Source organism: Vibrio sp. 10N.261.51.A3 (assembly GCF_041471965.1).
In the GTDB taxonomy this organism is placed as follows: domain Bacteria; phylum Pseudomonadota; class Gammaproteobacteria; order Enterobacterales; family Vibrionaceae; genus Vibrio; species Vibrio crassostreae_C.
In genome coordinates, this window is sequence record NZ_JBFRPK010000056.1 from 1 (window position 1) to 18172 (window position 18172).

An 18172-nucleotide genomic window follows, 5' to 3' on the forward strand; every position below is an offset into this window, starting at 1 on the left:
TTTTACTTTAATTGGTATGAGTTCGAGGTAGTAGATTCCCCCCTTACTGAAGGGCGTTTATTGCCATTGTTGCCTCTTAACCCTGTACCTAATCTAGATCTTGCTAATGCTGAAGAGATCGATTTTGTGTTCGAGTGGGAAGGTGCGGTATCACCAGTTTCTAAAGATGGGAAATCGATGCCTAAGTTTTGGCTTACTAATAAAAGAGCATGGGAAGGAATGAGCAAAGACAATATTCCTGAACCGTTGACGACTTTAGAGTTAGGTAAGACTTACATATTCGATCTAAAGAACGTCACCCAATACCATCACCCGATCCATATTCACGGTCATACATTCACTGTATTAGAACTTGATGGGAAGAAAGTTGAAGAGCCTTTCCATACCGATACAGTGTTACTTGGAAAAAACGGCCGAGCTAAAGCTGCATTTGTTGCGGATAACCCTGGCCGCTGGATGTACCACTGTCATGTTATAGAACACATGAAAACCGGTTTAATGGGATATATTGAAGTTAAGTGACACCTGTAACTTTTAATATTTGCGCATGCATTCTTAGTTTCTACCCTCGCTTTTATCGGCGGTAAAGCTAGAATATAGAGACTATTGTTTGGGAGGATTCATGGGTCAGTTATCTATTTTAGGTTTTATTGCCATTGGTGGCGCATTTGGTGCTTGTTCGCGTTATTTGATTTCAGAGTTATGTGTGGTGATGCTAGGGCGTGGTTTTCCTTATGGTACGCTGACTGTTAACGTAATTGGTTCTTTGATTATGGGATTGCTCATCGCCGCGTTTGAAAACGAGATGGTCGCGACGGAACCGTGGAGACAAATTATCGGTCTTGGTTTCCTAGGAGCACTGACTACATTTTCTACGTTTTCTATGGATAACGTACTTCTTATGCAGCAGGGCGCTTTCTTTAAGATGGGACTCAATGTGCTACTCAACGTGGTACTCAGTATTTCAGCCGCATGGATCGGCTTCCAACTTTTGATAAAGTCTTAAAACTTTCTTACGATTTGTTAACAACTCGGCTTGGTTTATCCAAGCCGTTTTTATATACTCGATCGAACTTGTCGGAGTGCCATATGGCTGAGACCGTTAACTCGGGATCCGTTGAACCTGATCAGGCTAATACCTGCGAAGGGAACAAGAGTAGATATCTAACTAGAATCCTTCTAGAGATCTAGCTCCAGATCACAACTGTATTTCTTACCGTGATCCCTCTTGTAGCATCTAATCCGTCAAGCATTTTTATCCCTATAAATAATGGCTAAAAGCCAAGGAAAAATGCTATGTCGACTCGTAAACAAGCAAGACTGGAAGCGAAGAATTTCATTGATTCTTTATCCGTACAACCCTATCCAAACTCAAAAAAAGCTTACATCCAAGGATCTCGAGAGGACATTCAAGTCCCTGTCCGAGAAATATCACTCGCTGATAGCCTTGTTGGTGGTAGCAAAAAAGAGCCTGTATTCGAACCTAATGTACCCATTCAAGTTTACGATACCTCAGGTGTTTACACAGACCCTACACATCAAATAGACCTGTATAGCGGTCTTCCTAAGTTGCGAGAGCAATGGATTGAAGAGCGTGGTGATACGGAACTGTTAGACGACGTAAGCTCTGTTTACACCAAAGAACGTTTAGAAGATGAAACTCTAGACGACCTTCGCTACGGCAACCTGCCTAGAATTCGTAGCGCGACAGACAACCAATGTGTTACTCAGCTGCACTATGCTCGTCAGGGTATTATCACACCTGAAATGGAGTACATTGCCATACGTGAGAACATGGGACGTCAGAAGTTCGCTGATGAGCAGCTTAACCATCAACACCCTGGCTATAACTTTGGTGCAAACCTGCCGAAAGAGATCACCCCTGAGTTCGTGCGTAAAGAGGTTGCTGAAGGTCGAGCTATTATCCCTTCAAACATTAACCACCCAGAATCAGAACCGATGATTATTGGTCGAAACTTCTTAGTGAAAGTGAACGCCAATATCGGTAACTCTTCAGTAAGCTCTTCGATTGAAGAAGAAGTTGAGAAGCTAGTATGGTCGACTCGCTGGGGTGGCGATACCGTGATGGACCTTTCTACTGGTCGTAATATTCACGAGACTCGCGAATGGATCCTACGTAATAGCCCAGTACCAATTGGTACTGTTCCTATGTATCAAGCGCTTGAAAAAGTGAATGGCGTTGCCGAAGACCTTAACTGGGAAGTGATGCGCGATACCTTGATTGAACAAGCAGAGCAGGGTGTTGATTACTTCACTATTCATGCTGGCTTGTTGCTTCGCTACGTTCCGATGACCGCTAAGCGTGTGACTGGCATTGTTTCTCGTGGTGGTTCTATTATCGCGAAATGGTGTCTTGCTCATCATCAAGAAAGCTTCCTTTATACCCACTTCCGTGAGATCTGTGAGATCTGTGCGAAGTACGATGTTGCTCTGTCATTAGGTGACGGTTTACGCCCGGGCTCAATTGCGGATGCCAATGATGAGGCTCAATTCTCGGAGTTGCGTACTCTAGGTGAGTTGACTAAAGTGGCTTGGGAATATGACGTTCAGGTGATCATTGAAGGCCCTGGACATGTACCAATGCACCTGATTAAAGAGAATATGGACGAGCAGTTAGAGCACTGCCATGAAGCGCCTTTCTATACTTTAGGCCCATTGACGACAGATATTGCCCCTGGTTACGACCATATTACCTCTGGTATTGGCGCGGCCATGATTGGTTGGTACGGCTGTGCGATGCTGTGTTATGTCACCCCTAAAGAGCACCTAGGCTTACCAAATAAAGAAGATGTGAAGACTGGCTTGATTACTTACAAGCTAGCAGCACACGCAGCGGACCTCGCTAAAGGACATCCGGGCGCACAAATTCGAGATAATGCATTATCAAAGGCACGTTTTGAATTCCGTTGGGAAGACCAATTCAATCTAGCTTTAGATCCTGAAACCGCGCGTTCTTTCCATGATGAAACTCTGCCACAAGAGTCGGGCAAGGTTGCTCACTTCTGCTCAATGTGTGGACCTAAATTCTGCTCGATGAAGATTTCTCAAGAAGTTCGAGAGTATGCGAAAGACACCGAACAAGTAGCCGCGGATCAGGCTATCGAGATTAAGATGCTAGATAACCCGTTGGAAGGGATGCGTCAAAAATCACAAGAGTTCCGTGATACTGGCTCTGAACTTTATCATCCTGCAGTAGCCGCAAAAGAAGCTCAATTAGAGGAATAATGATAGTGAAGATACTCATCCCATCTCAAAATATTGAGTTAACGGGAGAGGTGCAGAACTGTCTATTGGTTGCTAAGCGACAAGGCTTGGCAACTGATGCGGTTGATTTGGGTGTAAGCCCAACTCAATACTTCTCTATCGTTGATTCTCAGCAGGCGTTATCTATTGGCTTCGCTCATGATGTTGATTCATTGGCAGAGTGTAAGTTAGCGGAACTGAACCATGTTGTTGATTACAGTAATTCAGTCGCGTTAACTGACGTTTGTGATGCCTTTACAGAAACTCCGAATACCATCTATATCGGTGTCTCAGATGATTCAGCTGTACTGGATATCTGGTCACACCTAGATGCTAATCGTGTCATCAAGAATGACACTACAGTTCATCAGGAGTTAGATGATCGCGGCCACTTTGCTTGGTTACTTACTTTGTTGGCGCTGGAATTCCCATTAGAAGACGCACTAGTTTTAGCTCGCGCAGCGTCCAATGTTTCACGTGGAACATGGCCAGCACATTACCAAAACTTTCCAATTCCAGCTCTTGAAGATCAACGATTGGACATAAGCGTAGGTTGGGCTAACCAAGGGACATCACTTTCTTTTCCTGAGTTGAGTAAGAGTAGCCTCGGTTTATACCCAGTAGTTGATGATGTTGAGTGGATCGAAAGATTGCTCAAGCTTGGAATCAACACTGTCCAACTACGTATTAAGAATCCACAGCAAGCGGATTTAGAACAACAAGTCGCACGATCTATCGAGCTTGGTCGTGAGTATAACGCTCAAGTTTTTATCAATGATTACTGGCAGCTTGCACTCAAGCATGACGCTTTTGGTGTTCATTTGGGGCAAGAGGATATTGAAGAATCAAACCTCTCACAGTTGAGCTTTGCGGGTATAAAGATTGGGTTATCGACTCATGGCTATTACGAGTTGCTACGCATTGTTCAGATTAACCCAAGCTATATTGCGCTAGGCCACATCTTCCCAACAACAACTAAACAGATGCCATCAAAGCCTCAGGGTTTGGTTCGTTTATCTCTGTATCAACAGCTGATTGATACTATCCCATACACAAAACAACTCATCGGTTATCCGACGGTTGCTATTGGTGGTATTGACCAATCAACAGCTGAGCAGGTGTGGGATTGTGGGGTGTCGAGTTTGGCGGTTGTTCGTGCGATTACATTAGCGGAAGACCCCAAAAAGGTGATCGAGTTTTTTGAAAAACTGATGACGCCTAAACCTTCAAATATTGGTGAAGAGGTTGCGCAGGAGCCTAGCTATGCTGAGTGATTTTGAGTTTATTCGTTATCAACGACAAATTGCGTTACCTGAAGTCGGTGAGCAAGGGCAACGAAACCTATTAAACAGCCATGTGTTAGTGATTGGTTGTGGTGGCTTAGGCAATGCTGCCGCTCTTTACCTTGCGGCTTCGGGTGTCGGAAAGATCGTATTAGTTGATGATGATTGTGTGGATTCGTCTAACCTGCAACGACAGGTCGCGTTCAAAGAAAGTCAGTTAGGTTCGCCTAAAGTCGAAGCTATGAAGCAACAACTGACTGAGCTCAATAGTCGCAGTCAAGTTAGAACCATCAATCAGCGAATGAGTGACAGTCAGCTTGAACTTGAAGTGATGCTCGCTGATTTGGTGTTGGATTGTACTGACAACTTTGAGTCACGTCAGCAGGTTAACCAAGCATGTTTTGGTAGCAAGACACCTTTGGTTTCTGGTTCTGCGATCGGATGGAAAGGTCAGTTTATTGTCTTTGATTATCAGATGCAGAAAGGGTGCTATCACTGTTTGTTCCCGTTCAGTCATCATCCACAAACGACACGTTGTAGCGATAGCGGCATCATCGGCCCAGTTGTTGGCACCATAGGCAACCTCCAAGCACTGGCAGCGATTCAACGTATTAGCACTGGCGAGTTCCAGGTTGCAACACATCAGCTCAAACTGTTTGATGGTCAGACGATGAACTGGCAAAACTTAAGTGTCACTCAAGATAGTGAATGCCCCGTTTGCTGCACATCTACAGTTAACTATTTAGAAGAAGAAACCCAATGAGCAACATAACGATCTCTATCAATGAGCAACCAGAACAGGTTGCACAATCGTCGTCTCTAGCGGATATCATCCAAGCGCTTTCACTACCCGATCTGGGTTGTGTCTTTGCTATCAATAATGCGGTTGTCCCGCGTAGTCAGTGGCAACAAAGGGTCGTCAATGAAGGCGATGCTATTTCTCTTTTCCAAGCTATTGCAGGAGGCTAACTATGTTAACTATCGCAGATAAAACATTTCAATCACGACTCTTTACTGGAACGGGCAAGTTCGCGAATAAACATTTAATGGCGAGTGCTATCGAAGCTTCCGGTTCTCAACTGGCAACCATGGCGTTGAAGAGAGTTGATATTCGCTCTGAGCAAGATGATATTTTACAGCCCATCATTGATGCTGGCGTGAACTTGTTACCAAATACCTCCGGGGCGAAGAACGCGAAGGATGCCATCTTTGCTGCGCATTTGGCTCGCGAAGCGCTAGGCACAAACTGGCTCAAACTGGAAATTCACCCTGATCCAAAGTACTTGATGCCAGACCCAATTGAGACATTAAAAGCGGCTGAGCAAATGGTTAAAGATGGCTTTGTTGTGTTGCCTTACTGTCATGCTGACCCAGTGTTGTGTAAACGATTGGAAGAGGTGGGTTGTGCTGCGGTTATGCCGCTAGGTGCGCCGATTGGGTCGAACAAAGGTATCGCTTCGGCAGACTTCTTAGAGATCATTATCGACCAAGCGAACGTCCCTGTGATTGTTGACGCTGGTATTGGTGCGCCATCTCATGCTGCTCGTGCAATGGAAATGGGTGCGGATGCCGTGTTAGTTAATACTGCAATTGCGGCTTCTCAACAACCCGTTGATATGGCGATTGCTTTTAAACTGGCAGTTGAAGCTGGCCGTATGGCTTACCTTTCTGGTCTTGCTGGACAGGTGTCTCATGCGGTTGCTTCTAGTCCGCTAACTTCATTCCTAGACGAGTAGTGTCCTTATGACGTTTGTTGATCGATTTAAACAGCTCAACTGGGATGACATTGGTATGTCCATCTTCAGTAAAACGGCAGCGGATGTTGAGCGCGCTCTGAGTAAACCTAAACGCGACTTGGAAGACTTTAAGGCTCTTATCTCTCCGGCAGCAGAACCTTACTTAGAGCAGATGGCGCAACAATCGTTGGCACTCACACGCAAGCGATTCGGCAATACAATGTCGTTGTATATTCCATTGTACCTCTCAAACTTATGTGCGAATGCGTGCACGTATTGTGGTTTCTCAATGGAGAACCGCATTAAGCGTCGCACACTTACTTTAGATGAAATCGATGCTGAAAGTGCCGCTATCAAAAAGATGAAGTTTGATAGTGTATTGTTGGTGACTGGTGAACATGAAACCAAGGTCGGGATGAAGTACTTCCGTGAAGTGCTACCGAATATTAAGGCACAATTTAACTATCTTGCGATGGAAGTGCAGCCGCTTGATCAAGATGACTACGCAGAGCTTAAAACTCTCGGCTTAGATGCGGTGATGGTTTACCAAGAAACGTATAGCCCAAGTACCTACGCGGAACACCACTTGCGTGGCAATAAAATGGATTTTGAATACCGGCTCGAAACGCCCGATCGTTTGGCAAAAGCGGGTATTGATAAGATAGGTATTGGCGCTTTGATTGGCTTGGAAGATTGGCGTACCGACTGTTTCTTCGTGGCCGCTCACTTAGACTATCTTGAGCGTACTTATTGGCAAACACGTTACTCGATTTCATTCCCACGTCTTCGTCCGTGTGAGGGTGGTTTGCAGCCTAAATCGATTATGAGTGATAAACAGTTGGTTCAACTTATCTGTGCGTATCGTTTATTAAACCCTGAGGTTGAATTGTCTCTCTCGACTCGTGAGTCTGCAGCTTTCCGTGACAATGTGTTGCCATTGGGAATCACCAGTATGTCGGCTGCGTCTAAAACCCAGCCTGGTGGTTATGCTTCTGATGAAGAAGAACTCGAGCAATTTGAAATAAGTGATGAGCGAAGTGCTGCCGATGTTGAGTCAATGATTCGTCAACGTGGTTTTGATCCTGTGTGGAGAGACTGGCACAGTGCTTACTCTGGTTAGCGAACACGCAGATTTATGTTCCACGTGAAACATCGACGAAGTTAAATCGACAAATAAAAACGGCTACCCTAAGGTGGCCGTTTTTCATTTCATTAAGTTTGAATTAGCTAAGCATTAAGCATTAAGCATTAAGCATGAGCAAGTGGAGTGGTTGATTGGCGTAACCATTCCAATGTATCACCTTCAACTAATGGGCTAACATCGTTCCATACTTTCTGGTGGTAATCATTAAGCCATGCAAGTTCAGGTCGTGTCAGTAAATCGACGTTGATGTTGCGCTTATCGATAGGGCAACGTGTTAGCGACTCAAACGTTAGTACTGAGAAGTCACCTTGAGTTGGCAGCTCAACCACCAGTTCTAGGTTTTCGATACGGATACCAAATTCATCTGCACGGTAGTAACCCGGCTCGTTTGATAACACCATGCCTTCAACAAGAGGTACATCGATTAGCTTCTTAGAGATGCTTTGCGGACCTTCATGAACACTTAGGAAATGACCAACACCGTGACCAGTACCGTGGTCGTAGTCGAAGCCTTCTGCCCATAAGTGTTGGCGAGCTAGAATATCAAGTTGGAAACCACGAGTACCCTGTGGGAAACGTGCACGCGCGATACCGATGTGACCTTTAAGCGCTAACGTGAACTGCTGGATCATTTCGTCGCTTGGCTGGCCAATCGCGATAGTTCGAGTGATGTCGGTTGTACCATCTAGGTACTGACCGCCTGAATCGACTAGGTAAAGAGTATTCATCTCTAACTGACCTGGTTCCGGTTGGTTCTCGTGGTTGTAGTGACACATTGCTGCGTTGCCGCCTGCTGCTGAAATCGTGTCAAAACTTAGGTCCATCAGCGTTGGGTCTTGTTCGCGGAATGATTGAACTTTGTCTGCTAGCACAGCTTCATTGTGCAGATTACCTTGCGTGACTTCTGCATCAATCCAAGATAGGAACTTCGCCATCGCAACACCATCACGAATGTGACACGCTTTCATGCCGGCAATTTCAGTTTCATTCTTTGCTGCTTTTGGCATTAGGCATGGGTCTGCTGCTTCAATGATATGAGCACCAGAGTTTTGTAGAACCAGCGTGTACCAAGCGTTACTGGTACCTGAATCGACAGATACATTTTTGCCTTCCAAAGATTGAAGGCGTGCTTCAAGCTCTGATGGGTGAGATACGCGAATACCGTTGCCAACGTGTGCTTCAAAGCCCGTAGGAATACGAGCTGGGTCTAGGAAGAAGTCGACGCTTTCATCGGCGTGGATGATCGCATTGGATAACACAACAGGTAGGCGAGATACGTCCAAGCCGCGAATGTTAAGCAACCAACAGATCGAATCGAGTTCCGTAAGGATAGCGGCATCAGCACCTTTGGCTTTTAGTAAGCCAGCAATCTCCGCACGTTTGCTTTCACTTGATTGGCCTACTGCGTCTGTTGCCATTAAGCGAACATCAGATACCACCGGCTCAGGACGATCAGACCAAAGCTCATCAATTGGATTCGAAGATAGTGTTGTTAGTTCAACTTTCTCTGCCAGTTTAGCTTGAGCGCCTTTCAACCAAGCAGCAGTGTGCATGCGTGGGTCGAATGCAACCTTGCTGCCTTGTGCTAGAGAACTGGTGATCCAATCTAAAGCCGGCTCTTCAATAAGGTGGCGATACTCAAATAACTCTGCTGGTACCTGCTTACGAACCTGAACCGTGTAGCGACCATCAACAAAAATAGCAGCGTTCTCACGAGTGATAACTGCCGCACCAGCAGAGCCAGTGAAATCTGTTAACCAGTGAAGTCGCTCGTTATGAGCAGGAACGTATTCACCTAGATATTCGTCTTCGTGTGGAATGATAACGGCGTCTAGGTTGCTTGTTTCAAGCCAAGCTCGAACCGCAGCAACGCGTTCAGCAGTGATATTGTGCATCTGTGTTTATCCTTATTGTTAGGGTCCTTGTTAACACTCACAGTAGATATACATATGAGGGGACTTATTAGGTCAATAAGCTAGCGCTTTTGTTCGTTTGCTGCAAACGCTGTACGCCATTTTTATCTAAGATGCAGAGTTTTTTCTTTGATGATATCTCGCAGCCAAGTTAGCGCTGGGTCATTTTCTCTATCACGGTGCCAAAACAAAGTGTATGCCATCGGCGGGAATTCCATTGGTAAAGGCACAACCACTAGGTCGAGTTGTTTGGCGACAAGGTAAGTAAAGTGACTTGGTGCGGTAAAGACAAAGTCGGTGTAGGTACACAGGCTAGCGGCGCTATTGAAGTCCGGTACTGAGATTGCAATATCACGTTGATGCCCAAGGTCGGCAAGTTTGTAATCGAGCAGCCAACGGTCGTTACCATCGCATCTTACTTGTACATGACGCTGGGCGAGGTAGGTTTCTAGATCCCATTTGCCACTCAGAGCAGGGTGGTTGCGTCTTAACACACACATTTGTGCATCGCGATAGATCTCTTGTTCGCAGATATCGTCTGGCGGCAGCATGGTTAAGCGCGCATCGTTGATGTCGATGTCTTTGCCGGTGAGTCCAATATCTAATTCACCAAGCTGTAGCTTCTTGAAGGTTTGTTCGGTCCACGCGTGGGTGTTGATATTGACCTTAGGTGCTTGTCTAAATATTGCTGGTAAGAAGTGTGGAAGAATCAGCGGGTAAACACTCTCAACGGCAGCGATGTGAAAGCTGTGGTCGCTGTTGTTGGGAATGAATGTCTCTGGCTGAGTGAGAACATCAAGTTGGTTGATCAACGTTTCTAAGCGAGGCTTAAGGAAAACCGCTTTTGGAGTTGGTCGCAGGCCATGTGCACTTCGCGTGAAAAGAGGGTCATTAAATTGCTCACGAAGTTTGGCCAATGACTTACTAACCGCTGACTGGCTTAGGCACAATCGGTGGGCGGTGCGAGTCACACTTAGCTCTTCCATCAGCACCTGCAAGCAAACTAATAGATTGAGGTCGAGGCGCGATAGTTTCTCAATATTCATATGAGTTTCCTATTTGGAATAATGCTAATGAGTATATGCCATTTTTGTTCATATCTTTAGTTGGTTATTATGCACCTAAATTAACTCATTCGGAGAATCTTGTGCCTTCTAACGCGCTTCCAACCCCTAGTAAACTGCAGGTTGCTTTATTGGCAATGTTGGTTTTATTTAGCCCTCTGGCTATTGATATCTACCTACCAGCTCTGCCACAAATTTCGACAGCGTTTCACGTGGAACATGCACTAGCACAAGATACGATTACCTGGTTTTTATTCGCCATGGGTGTCGGGCAATTATTTGCTGGCCCTTTGGCTGATAAGCTAGGACGTCGAACCGTTGCATTGGGAGGTGTTAGTATCTATGCATTGAGTGCTTGCTTGGCGTGGGCAGCTCAATCGATTGATATGATGCTAATGGCTCGGCTGCTACAAGGCTTAGGAGCTTGTGCGACTTCTGTAGCAGCCTTTGCAACGGTTCGCGATCTATTTGGCCCAGAGAAGAGTGGCCGTATGATCAGCTACCTTAATGGTGCAATCTGTTTTATTCCTGCTTTGGCACCCATTCTTGGCGCTTGGTTAACACATCAATTTGGTTGGCGCTCGAACTTTAGCTTTATGGCAGGCTTTGCTGTCGTTGTTGGCACTATCTTATTCTTCCAAATGAAAGAGTCTAACCCTGCGACAGAAAAGGTTGCGGTATTCAAGCTTGAGCGATACTGGTCAGTATTGAAAACACCATCATTCCTTTTCCACGCAACCTTGTGTCTGATGGCGATGGCGGTTATCCTCGCTTATGTAACCTCTGCACCAGTTGTGTTGATGGAAAACCTAGGCCTGACCATGAAAGAGTTTACTTTCTGGTTTGGTGTTAATGCGGCCATCAACATTGCAGCTGCGTTTACTGCACCTAAATTTATGGACCGTTTTGGTACCTATAAAGCACTGGTGGTTGGTATCTCGACGCTGGGCTTAGCGGGTGTGATTATGTTGGTGCTTGCTGAGCACGCTACTCCAATCGCGTTCATGCTACCGATCTTCTTATCTTCAGTTGGCTTTGCTTGGATTCTTGGTGCTGCGGCAGGTAAAGCTCTAGAACCTTTCGGTGACCGTGCGGGTACAGCTGCTGCGCTGCTTGGCTTGTTCCAAATGAGCGGTTCAGGGCTTCTTGTGGGTACCATGCAACGTCTTGATTTAACGTCGCAAGTGATGATTGCTCTGCAAATGTTCCTGATTGTTCCTGCGTTATTAGTGCTTGCGAGCAAAGCGGGTAAGTCTTGGCACACGACGTTTGCTAAGGCATAAGTTACAAGGGTGACAAAATATACAAATGGCGGTTTTCGAAACGTTAAAACATGGTATATTTGTCACTCATTGAAACGTTAGTCCCCAACGGAAAATACTGTAATGTCATTAACAACCTACGAAATGGCGCGCGTCTTAGAACAAATGGAAGATGCACCTGAAAAGGTCATGTTTGGTAAACTGCTTAAAGAGCTAGGCAACCAAAGTGAAGAGCGTATTCGCAGTGCGGCAAAACAAGTTCCAATCGATACTTTGCGAGATATCATTTACCAATTTCAGCGTGTGGTAGAGTCTCGTAAGGGTGAGCAGGTTCAGCTATTGGCAAAAGAACTTGCAGAGCAAGGCATCTCTGCTGAAGAGCTACAAGCTTTTCTAAATAAGTAAGCTTATCCCAGTTAAAAAAGAAACCACTCAATTGAGTGGTTTCTTGCGTTTGGGCTGTAGCATTTAGCTTTAGCAGTTCAAAAGAGGTGAAAACTTATTTTAATTCCTGAACTGCGCTTTCAAAACTCTATCAAGTGAGAATGGTCCTGCGCCCCACACGACAACGATAAGAATCATTAACCCCCAAAGCTGATGATCGTAGAAGCCTTGATCCCACAATACAGGGTAAGACACGACAGCAATGATATTGAAAACGAACAACACCGCAGCCATAGGTCGTGTTAATAAACCGAGCGCTAAAAACATCGGTAGAATTAACTCAGCGGCAGTGCCCATGTAAGCAGCCAATTCCCAAGGTAGCAGTGGCACTTGGTATTCCAATTCAAACAAGTAAAGCGTGCTATCCCAAGTAGCTATCTTGGTGAGTCCAGAATTAAAGAATACCCACGCCACCCAAAGGCGACAAAATAGTAGAAGCACTGGAACAAAAAGTGCCTGTGATTTCTCAATCAAACTGTCGTATTGAGCCATCATGTTCGTGACTGTGTTGTTATCCATGTTATGCCTCCAATTCGGCATTGATTGAAAAACCTGAGATGACGTTTAGCGCCATAACAGTATTCAGATGTTGTAGTAATAAAGGATCGATTGCTGAGAGTGTTCGACCTGATTGCAATTCAGTGAGGAGTTGGTGGCTCTCTTCACTCAAACTATGGCTCTCAACCTGTGAATTCTCAGCTCGGATTAACACCCCAAATTCAGCTTGGTTGATGTCTAGCCCATCAAGTTGCTGCTGATAGATGGCGTGTTCAAGCGCGATAATCGTGTAACTAGAATGAATCAGTGTTATTGAATCTTTGAGATGAAAGACTAAAGCGCCTTGTTGCTCTTGTGGTACATCTGCAAGGCAAGAAAGAGGTCTCTGGTCGACATGTGCTTGTGACGAAAACCTTACCAAGCTATCTTTCTGCCATTCATACAAAGCCACTTCACCGAGATAAGGTGCAGCCTCAATAACGGCAGGAAAGGCTTGGATAGTCTGTTCAAAGTGTTCACCGTAACCACTGACATCACCAGAGGTCGATGGATAATGTAAGACATGTTGACGAGCCATCTGTTGGAAGCACTCTTCACCAACTAACATTTCAGTGAGTGGGTAGGTTGCTGCCAGAACTTCGCTCAAGCTGATCACAAAGTTATTACGGTAAATCTGGATGCGTTGTTCATCGGTAAAATGGTCGCTCACTATGTCGCAGTACTCACCATTGTTTTGATAGCGTAGGGCGTTAGCAAACTCCAATTGAACCTCTGCTAGGGAGTGGCTCATGAGGCGCGACTCCTTTGGTTGAACTTGTCGTGTTGATACAAGATATCACTGGCTTTGGTTGCTTCAGCCAATAAAACTTGTGGCTCTGGGATATCGAGATCCCACTCAATCAAGGTATGGCGCAAACCATGTTGTGCAACCCAGTCAGTGTAGAGTTTCCACACTTCGTCACAGACAGGTTTACTGTGTGTGTCTATCCAGATCTCACCTTGTTCAAGCTTCTTTTTGGTAAAACCTGCCAAGTGAATCTCTTCAACTTTGTCTGCTGGTATTCCGTTTAAGTACTCTTCACAACTAAAGCCATGATTAAAAGATGAGACGAAAATATTATTGAAATCGAGCAGTAGGCGACACTCAGTACGCTTTTGTACCTCAGCCAAAAACTCCCACTCAGGAATAGTAGAATGCTTGAAGGATAGGTAGCTCGATGGGTTCTCAATCAACATCGGGCGTTGCAAGCTGTCTTGAACCTCGATGACATTACGACAGAAGACTTCCAATGCTTCTTCTGTGTAAGGCAGCGGTAGCAAGTCATTGAAGTAATGACCACCTGTCTGACTCCAACTGAGATGATCAGAAACCAAGAAGGGTTCGATATCATCAATGAGCTCTTTTAATTGCACAAGATGATGTTGATTGATGCGCTCAACAGAACCTAGCGACAACCCAACACCGTGACAACTGATGTTGTGTGCGTGACGAATTTCTCTGAGTTGTTGTCGTTGCGGTGATTGAGCTAAGAAGTAGTTCTCGCTGTGAACTTCTAACCAACTTACTAAGGCTGGATTTTGGCTAAAGAAGTCCAAGTGCGGTGTTCTAAGGCCAACCCCTGCGTAGGGGTGAAGAGTTTGAGTCACAACGATTCTCCTAACAAGAAGTGGAGGTGAGCTGAATGTCAGCTCACCATACTAAGCAGCTCAATTATGATGATTGAGTGTTACCACCTGATAATTTGCCACATAGCCCTTTAGGTACGACTACGAACGCATCGGATTGGTTGTCTTCTTTTGCTGTACCCGCACATGAGCTTGTTTTGGTTGCACAATCATTTTGGCCAGCTTTTGCCACGCCGTAGCATTTTTCTTTTGCTGCTGCTTCCGCAGGTGCTGATGTAAGAACTGCACCGCCGAACGCTAGTACACTTGTGATTGCAGCTGTAACAGCAAGATTAGAATTTTTCATAGTCATTCCCTCTAGGACTTAATAGTATTTTCATATCGCAGGTTAATGGATTGTTAACTTGCTTACTAAAAAGGATTGGAACAACCGGGAAATAATTTCACGGTATTATAAAAATTATCAATATTAATGATGTTTCATCTCTTAAGTTATTGAATTAATGATGTTAATTTTTGATTGTTTTTTCTTCTTATTATCCTAAACGCAGCCTAGTGTTTAGGTTATAATCAACTTTTATGTATAAATACCCAGTAGTGAGCATATCCAATGATAGATCCTTCGCTTTTACTCGATGGCCTAAACGATAAACAACGTGAGGCGGTCGCGGCACCTTTAGAAAACCTACTTATTCTGGCAGGTGCAGGCAGTGGTAAAACGCGAGTGTTGGTGCATCGTATCGCTTGGCTGCAAAGCGTAGAGCAAGCATCACCGTTCTCTATTATGTCGGTTACCTTCACCAACAAAGCGGCAGCAGAGATGCGTGGTCGTATTGAAGAGTTGATGATGGGTAGTTCGTCAGGCATGTGGAACGGCACCTTCCATGGTATCTGTCACCGCATCCTTCGTGCTCACTACCTAGATGCAAAACTGCCAGAAGATTTCCAGATCATTGATTCTGATGATCAGATTCGTTTGCTACGCCGCTTAATCAAGGCGCAAAACCTCGATGAAAAGCAGTGGCCTGCTAAGCAAGCTTCTTGGTGGATCAATGGCAAGAAAGACGAGGGGTTACGCCCAAGTCACATTGACGCCTACCATGATCCAATAACTCAAACGTGGTTAAAGATCTATTCTGCTTACCAAGAAGCATGTGACCGTGCTGGTTTGGTCGACTTTGCGGAAATCTTGCTGAGATCGCATGAACTATTACGCGATAAGAAACACATTCGAGAGCATTACCAAGCACGCTTTAAGCATATCCTTGTCGATGAATTCCAAGATACCAACAACATCCAATACGCTTGGCTTCGGATGATGGCTGGCCCAGATTGTCGCGTGATGATCGTAGGTGATGATGACCAATCTATCTATGGTTGGCGTGGTGCGAAGATCGAAAATATTCAGAAGTTCTTGGATGAATTCCCAGGAGCTTCGACGGTTCGACTTGAACAAAACTACCGTTCAACTAAAACCATTCTGCAGGCGTCGAACGAGCTTATCTCGAACAACACCGAACGTATGGGTAAAGAGCTGTGGACCGATGGTAACGATGGCGAGCCAATCTCTGTGTACTCAGCTTATAACGAGCTAGATGAAGCACGTTTCACGGTCAGCAAAATCAAAGAGTGGCAAGAGAAAGGCGGTGCGTTAGAAGATACCGCGATGCTTTATCGTAATAACGCCCAATCTCGTGTTCTTGAAGAAGCTTTGATCCAAGGTGGTCTACCTTACCGAATCTACGGCGGCATGCGATTCTTCGAGCGTCAAGAAATCAGAGACGCCTTGAGCTACATGCGCCTCATGAGCAACCGCAGTAATGATGCCGCGTTTGAACGTGTGGTTAATACGCCAACGCGTGGCTTGGGTGATAAAACGTTAGAAACGATTCGTCTTGCTGCTCGTGATCGTGGTGCAACCATGTGGGAAGCCAGTGTTGCTTTGATAGAAGAGCAAGTGCTACCCGGTCGTGCTGCGGGCGCATTAAGTCGTTTTATCGAGCTGATTAATGCGCTTGAAGATGACACGTTGGAACTTAGCCTGCATGAACAAACCGACCACGTGATTAAATCGTCGGGTCTGTTTGCTATGTACGAGCAAGAGAAGGGTGAGAAGTCGAAGGCACGTATCGAGAACTTGGAAGAATTGGTAACGGCAACGCGCCAGTTTGAAAAGCCGGAAGAAGCGGATGAGATGAGCATGCTGACGGCGTTCTTAACTCACGCAGCTTTGGAAGCGGGTGAAGGTCAGGCCGATGAGTTTGACGATGCGGTTCAGTTAATGACTTTGCACAGTGCTAAAGGCCTAGAGTTTCCAATGGTGTTCATGGTGGGTGTCGAAGAAGGCATGTTCCCAAGCCAGATGTCGGCCGAAGAAGCGGGGCGTTTAGAAGAAGAGCGTCGCCTGTGTTACGTAGGCATGACCCGTGCGATGGAGAAGCTTTACATCACTTATGCTGAGATGCGTCGTCTGTACGGTCAGGACAAATATCATAAGCCATCACGTTTTATTCGTGAGCTGCCAGAAACCTGTCTGGATGAAGTGCGTATGAAAGCGCAAGTCAGCCGCCCTGCAAGCAGTGGTCGCTTTAGCCAAACCGCTGTGAAAGAGAACTTCAATGAAACAGGCTTTAGCTTGGGCTCTCGCGTGAAGCACCCTAAGTTTGGTGAAGGCACCATCATCAACTTCGAAGGAAGTGGCCCACAAAGCCGAGTTCAAGTGGCGTTTAATGGTGAAGGGATTAAGTGGTTAGTAACGGCTTACGCGCGTTTAGAGCAGCTTTAATCTATTACTTTAATATCTAAAAAGCAGTTTGGTCTTTAAAAACCGTTCAGCATTCAAAAGTAATCCGCATTAAAAACAGAAAGAGCAGCCAATGGCTGCTCTTTTTTATTGCTCGAAACCAGTCTAAATAGGCAGGTTCCGAGCTTAAGGCATTCCTGCCTAGAAAGGAGACTTACAGTGCTGCAAGTGCCGCTTCGTAGTTTGGTTCTTCAGTGATCTCTGCAACCAACTCGCTGTGTGTTACCACACCTTTTTCATCAACAACGACAACTGCACGTGTAGTTAGGCCTGATAGCGGACCTTCAGCAATCGCTACGCCGTAGTCTGATGCGAATGTAGGAGAACGGAAAGTCGAAGCGTGTTGAACGCCTTCAATGCCTTCTAGTTCGCAGAAGCGACCCGCAGCAAATGGTAGGTCAGCAGAAATACAAACAACAACCGTGTTCTCAAGTTCTGCCGCTTTTGCGTTGAACGTACGTACGCTCGTTGCACAAGTTGCTGTGTCGATGCTTGGGAAGATGTTTAGAACCACTTTCTTACCTTCAAGAGAAGCAAGAGTCAGTTCAGAAAGATCGCCTGCAGCAAGTGCAAAGCTTGGTGCCTGTTCGCCAGTTTGTGGGAATGTGCCAGTTAGCGGTACAGCAGCGCCTTTGAAGGTAACGTGTGACATGAATTTGTCCTTAATTTAATTATGGTTATGAAACTAGTTGAGCCTAGTAAGACTTACGTTACTCGGAAGTGGTTAAGAAGTGAATGGTTAAGAAGTGAATGCTTTAAATGTCCGAATTGTAATCAAAGGTCTTTGATTTACTTGATTGAGAGAGGGATAAGTGAAGCGACAGATAAAGAAAAACCCCGAGAGCTTGCGCTCATCGGGGTCTATAGTCTTACTCGCAGCAATCCGGCTACTAAGTGTGCTCCATGCATCAAATCCATGATAGTGTGCTGTTATCCTTCAGCGTATTCCTTTCGTCGCCTTCCTAGCGGTGTCCTTGATCTTATCCTGATCTGCCAACAATCCTCGTTAGCGCGCGTCACTTGTTCCTTGAGCGGTGTCCTTTACATCATCCTGATGTTCAGTCCTTTCCTCGTCCAGAGGTGTCCATTGTCTTTCCTTAGTAGCAACCATCCTAGTTACTATTGCGTCCATTCA

General features: G+C 45.5%; 18 protein-coding genes and 1 riboswitch. Of the genes, 11 read left to right on the forward strand and 7 right to left on the reverse strand.

The genetic code is table 11. From position 1 onward, the window contains the following. The 8 genes from AB4371_RS14265 to thiH all read left to right on the forward strand — a co-directional run. Positions 1-522, forward strand: a 522-nt coding sequence (locus AB4371_RS14265; protein ID WP_372150179.1) for a multicopper oxidase domain-containing protein, incomplete at its 5' end; no start/stop codon positions are given. A gap of 100 nt (positions 523-622) precedes the next feature. Next, a complete protein-coding gene (gene crcB / locus AB4371_RS14270) occupies positions 623-1006 on the forward strand; it encodes a fluoride efflux transporter CrcB (RefSeq protein WP_004736665.1) in 384 nt (127 codons plus the stop codon). A gap of 62 nt (positions 1007-1068) precedes the next feature. Continuing rightward, positions 1069-1167: riboswitch (TPP riboswitch) on the forward strand. A 129-nt stretch (positions 1168-1296) separates the two neighbouring features. Continuing rightward, entirely contained in the window at positions 1297-3246 is a 1950-nt protein-coding gene (thiC, locus tag AB4371_RS14275; protein WP_372150181.1) for a phosphomethylpyrimidine synthase ThiC, read from the forward strand. Next, the gene (locus AB4371_RS14280) at positions 3246-4538 is read left to right on the forward strand and encodes a thiamine phosphate synthase (RefSeq protein ID WP_372150183.1); all 1293 of its coding nucleotides are present in this window, start codon (positions 3246-3248) and stop codon (positions 4536-4538) included. Before thiC ends, AB4371_RS14280 begins: the two co-directional genes overlap by 1 nt. Continuing rightward, complete coding sequence (locus AB4371_RS14285; protein ID WP_372150184.1) at positions 4528-5310, forward strand: ThiF family adenylyltransferase; 783 nt, start codon at positions 4528-4530, stop codon at positions 5308-5310. The genes AB4371_RS14280 and AB4371_RS14285 overlap by 11 nt, the downstream gene beginning before the upstream one ends. Further along, entirely contained in the window at positions 5307-5516 is a 210-nt protein-coding gene (gene thiS / locus AB4371_RS14290; RefSeq protein ID WP_017061316.1) for a sulfur carrier protein ThiS, read from the forward strand. The genes AB4371_RS14285 and thiS overlap by 4 nt, the downstream gene beginning before the upstream one ends. Before the next feature lie 2 nt (positions 5517-5518). Further along, positions 5519-6283 carry a thiazole synthase gene (locus AB4371_RS14295; RefSeq protein ID WP_017061317.1) on the forward strand — a complete coding sequence of 255 codons (765 nt, stop codon included), beginning with the start codon at positions 5519-5521 and terminating at the stop codon, positions 6281-6283. Between the two features lie 7 nt (positions 6284-6290). Beyond that, a complete protein-coding gene (gene thiH, locus AB4371_RS14300) occupies positions 6291-7403 on the forward strand; it encodes a 2-iminoacetate synthase ThiH (protein ID WP_017061318.1) in 1113 nt (370 codons plus the stop codon). A gap of 128 nt (positions 7404-7531) precedes the next feature. Here the strand turns inward: thiH and AB4371_RS14305 are convergent, their stop codons facing one another. Continuing rightward, a complete protein-coding gene (locus tag AB4371_RS14305) occupies positions 7532-9322 on the reverse strand; it encodes an aminopeptidase P family protein (protein WP_372150186.1) in 1791 nt (596 codons plus the stop codon). A 122-nt stretch (positions 9323-9444) separates the two neighbouring features. Further along, positions 9445-10386, reverse strand: a complete 942-nt coding sequence (locus AB4371_RS14310) for a LysR family transcriptional regulator (protein WP_012605070.1) — start codon at positions 10384-10386, stop codon at positions 9445-9447. 101 nt (positions 10387-10487) lie between these two features. Here AB4371_RS14310 and AB4371_RS14315 point away from each other — a divergent pair, with 101 nt between their 5' ends. Further along, positions 10488-11687 (forward strand): multidrug effflux MFS transporter, encoded by a 1200-nt coding sequence (locus AB4371_RS14315; RefSeq protein WP_029235524.1) that lies wholly within the window; start codon positions 10488-10490, stop codon positions 11685-11687. A 102-nt stretch (positions 11688-11789) separates the two neighbouring features. Continuing rightward, positions 11790-12071, forward strand: coding sequence for a hypothetical protein (locus AB4371_RS14320; RefSeq protein ID WP_009848181.1), 282 nt, complete (start codon positions 11790-11792; stop codon positions 12069-12071). Between the two features lie 99 nt (positions 12072-12170). On the opposite strand, the gene AB4371_RS14325 is transcribed toward AB4371_RS14320, so the two are convergent. The 4 genes from AB4371_RS14325 to AB4371_RS14340 all read right to left on the reverse strand — a co-directional run bounded on the left by AB4371_RS14325 (position 12171) and on the right by AB4371_RS14340 (position 14580). Further along, positions 12171-12629, reverse strand: coding sequence for a DoxX family protein (locus AB4371_RS14325; protein WP_017061322.1), 459 nt, complete (start codon positions 12627-12629; stop codon positions 12171-12173). 1 nt (position 12630) lies between these two features. Continuing rightward, complete coding sequence (locus tag AB4371_RS14330) at positions 12631-13398, reverse strand: DNA-binding domain-containing protein (protein ID WP_017061323.1); 768 nt, start codon at positions 13396-13398, stop codon at positions 12631-12633. Continuing rightward, positions 13395-14255, reverse strand: coding sequence for a DUF692 domain-containing protein (locus AB4371_RS14335; RefSeq protein ID WP_017061324.1), 861 nt, complete (start codon positions 14253-14255; stop codon positions 13395-13397). Before AB4371_RS14335 ends, AB4371_RS14330 begins: the two co-directional genes overlap by 4 nt. A gap of 64 nt (positions 14256-14319) precedes the next feature. Further along, positions 14320-14580, reverse strand: coding sequence for a DUF2282 domain-containing protein (locus AB4371_RS14340; protein ID WP_004736650.1), 261 nt, complete (start codon positions 14578-14580; stop codon positions 14320-14322). A 264-nt stretch (positions 14581-14844) separates the two neighbouring features. On the opposite strand from AB4371_RS14340, the gene uvrD reads away from it, so the two are divergent. Further along, a complete protein-coding gene (gene uvrD, locus AB4371_RS14345) occupies positions 14845-17019 on the forward strand; it encodes a DNA helicase II (protein WP_017061325.1) in 2175 nt (724 codons plus the stop codon). A 172-nt stretch (positions 17020-17191) separates the two neighbouring features. On the opposite strand, the gene tpx is transcribed toward uvrD, so the two are convergent. Beyond that, positions 17192-17689 carry a thiol peroxidase gene (gene tpx, locus AB4371_RS14350; protein WP_136977131.1) on the reverse strand — a complete coding sequence of 166 codons (498 nt, stop codon included), beginning with the start codon at positions 17687-17689 and terminating at the stop codon, positions 17192-17194. Positions 17690-18172 lie beyond the last annotated feature (483 nt).

Excerpts from the sequence above, each read along its gene's own strand:
- AB4371_RS14325 (WP_017061322.1), bottom strand. The coding sequence starts at position 12,629 with ATGGATAACAACACAGTCACGAACATGATGGCTCAATACGACAGTTTG.
- AB4371_RS14285 (WP_372150184.1), top strand. The coding sequence starts at position 4,528 with ATGCTGAGTGATTTTGAGTTTATTCGTTATCAACGACAAATTGCGTTA.
- thiC (WP_372150181.1), top strand. The coding sequence starts at position 1,297 with ATGTCGACTCGTAAACAAGCAAGACTGGAAGCGAAGAATTTCATTGAT.
- AB4371_RS14320 (WP_009848181.1), top strand. The coding sequence starts at position 11,790 with ATGTCATTAACAACCTACGAAATGGCGCGCGTCTTAGAACAAATGGAA.
- thiH (WP_017061318.1), top strand. The coding sequence starts at position 6,291 with ATGACGTTTGTTGATCGATTTAAACAGCTCAACTGGGATGACATTGGT.
- uvrD (WP_017061325.1), top strand. The coding sequence starts at position 14,845 with ATGATAGATCCTTCGCTTTTACTCGATGGCCTAAACGATAAACAACGT.
- AB4371_RS14330 (WP_017061323.1), bottom strand. The coding sequence starts at position 13,398 with ATGAGCCACTCCCTAGCAGAGGTTCAATTGGAGTTTGCTAACGCCCTA.
- AB4371_RS14295 (WP_017061317.1), top strand. The coding sequence starts at position 5,519 with ATGTTAACTATCGCAGATAAAACATTTCAATCACGACTCTTTACTGGA.
- crcB (WP_004736665.1), top strand. The coding sequence starts at position 623 with ATGGGTCAGTTATCTATTTTAGGTTTTATTGCCATTGGTGGCGCATTT.
- AB4371_RS14280 (WP_372150183.1), top strand. The coding sequence starts at position 3,246 with ATGATAGTGAAGATACTCATCCCATCTCAAAATATTGAGTTAACGGGA.
- AB4371_RS14340 (WP_004736650.1), bottom strand. The coding sequence starts at position 14,580 with ATGAAAAATTCTAATCTTGCTGTTACAGCTGCAATCACAAGTGTACTA.
- AB4371_RS14305 (WP_372150186.1), bottom strand. The coding sequence starts at position 9,322 with ATGCACAATATCACTGCTGAACGCGTTGCTGCGGTTCGAGCTTGGCTT.
- AB4371_RS14310 (WP_012605070.1), bottom strand. The coding sequence starts at position 10,386 with ATGAATATTGAGAAACTATCGCGCCTCGACCTCAATCTATTAGTTTGC.
- thiS (WP_017061316.1), top strand. The coding sequence starts at position 5,307 with ATGAGCAACATAACGATCTCTATCAATGAGCAACCAGAACAGGTTGCA.
- tpx (WP_136977131.1), bottom strand. The coding sequence starts at position 17,689 with ATGTCACACGTTACCTTCAAAGGCGCTGCTGTACCGCTAACTGGCACA.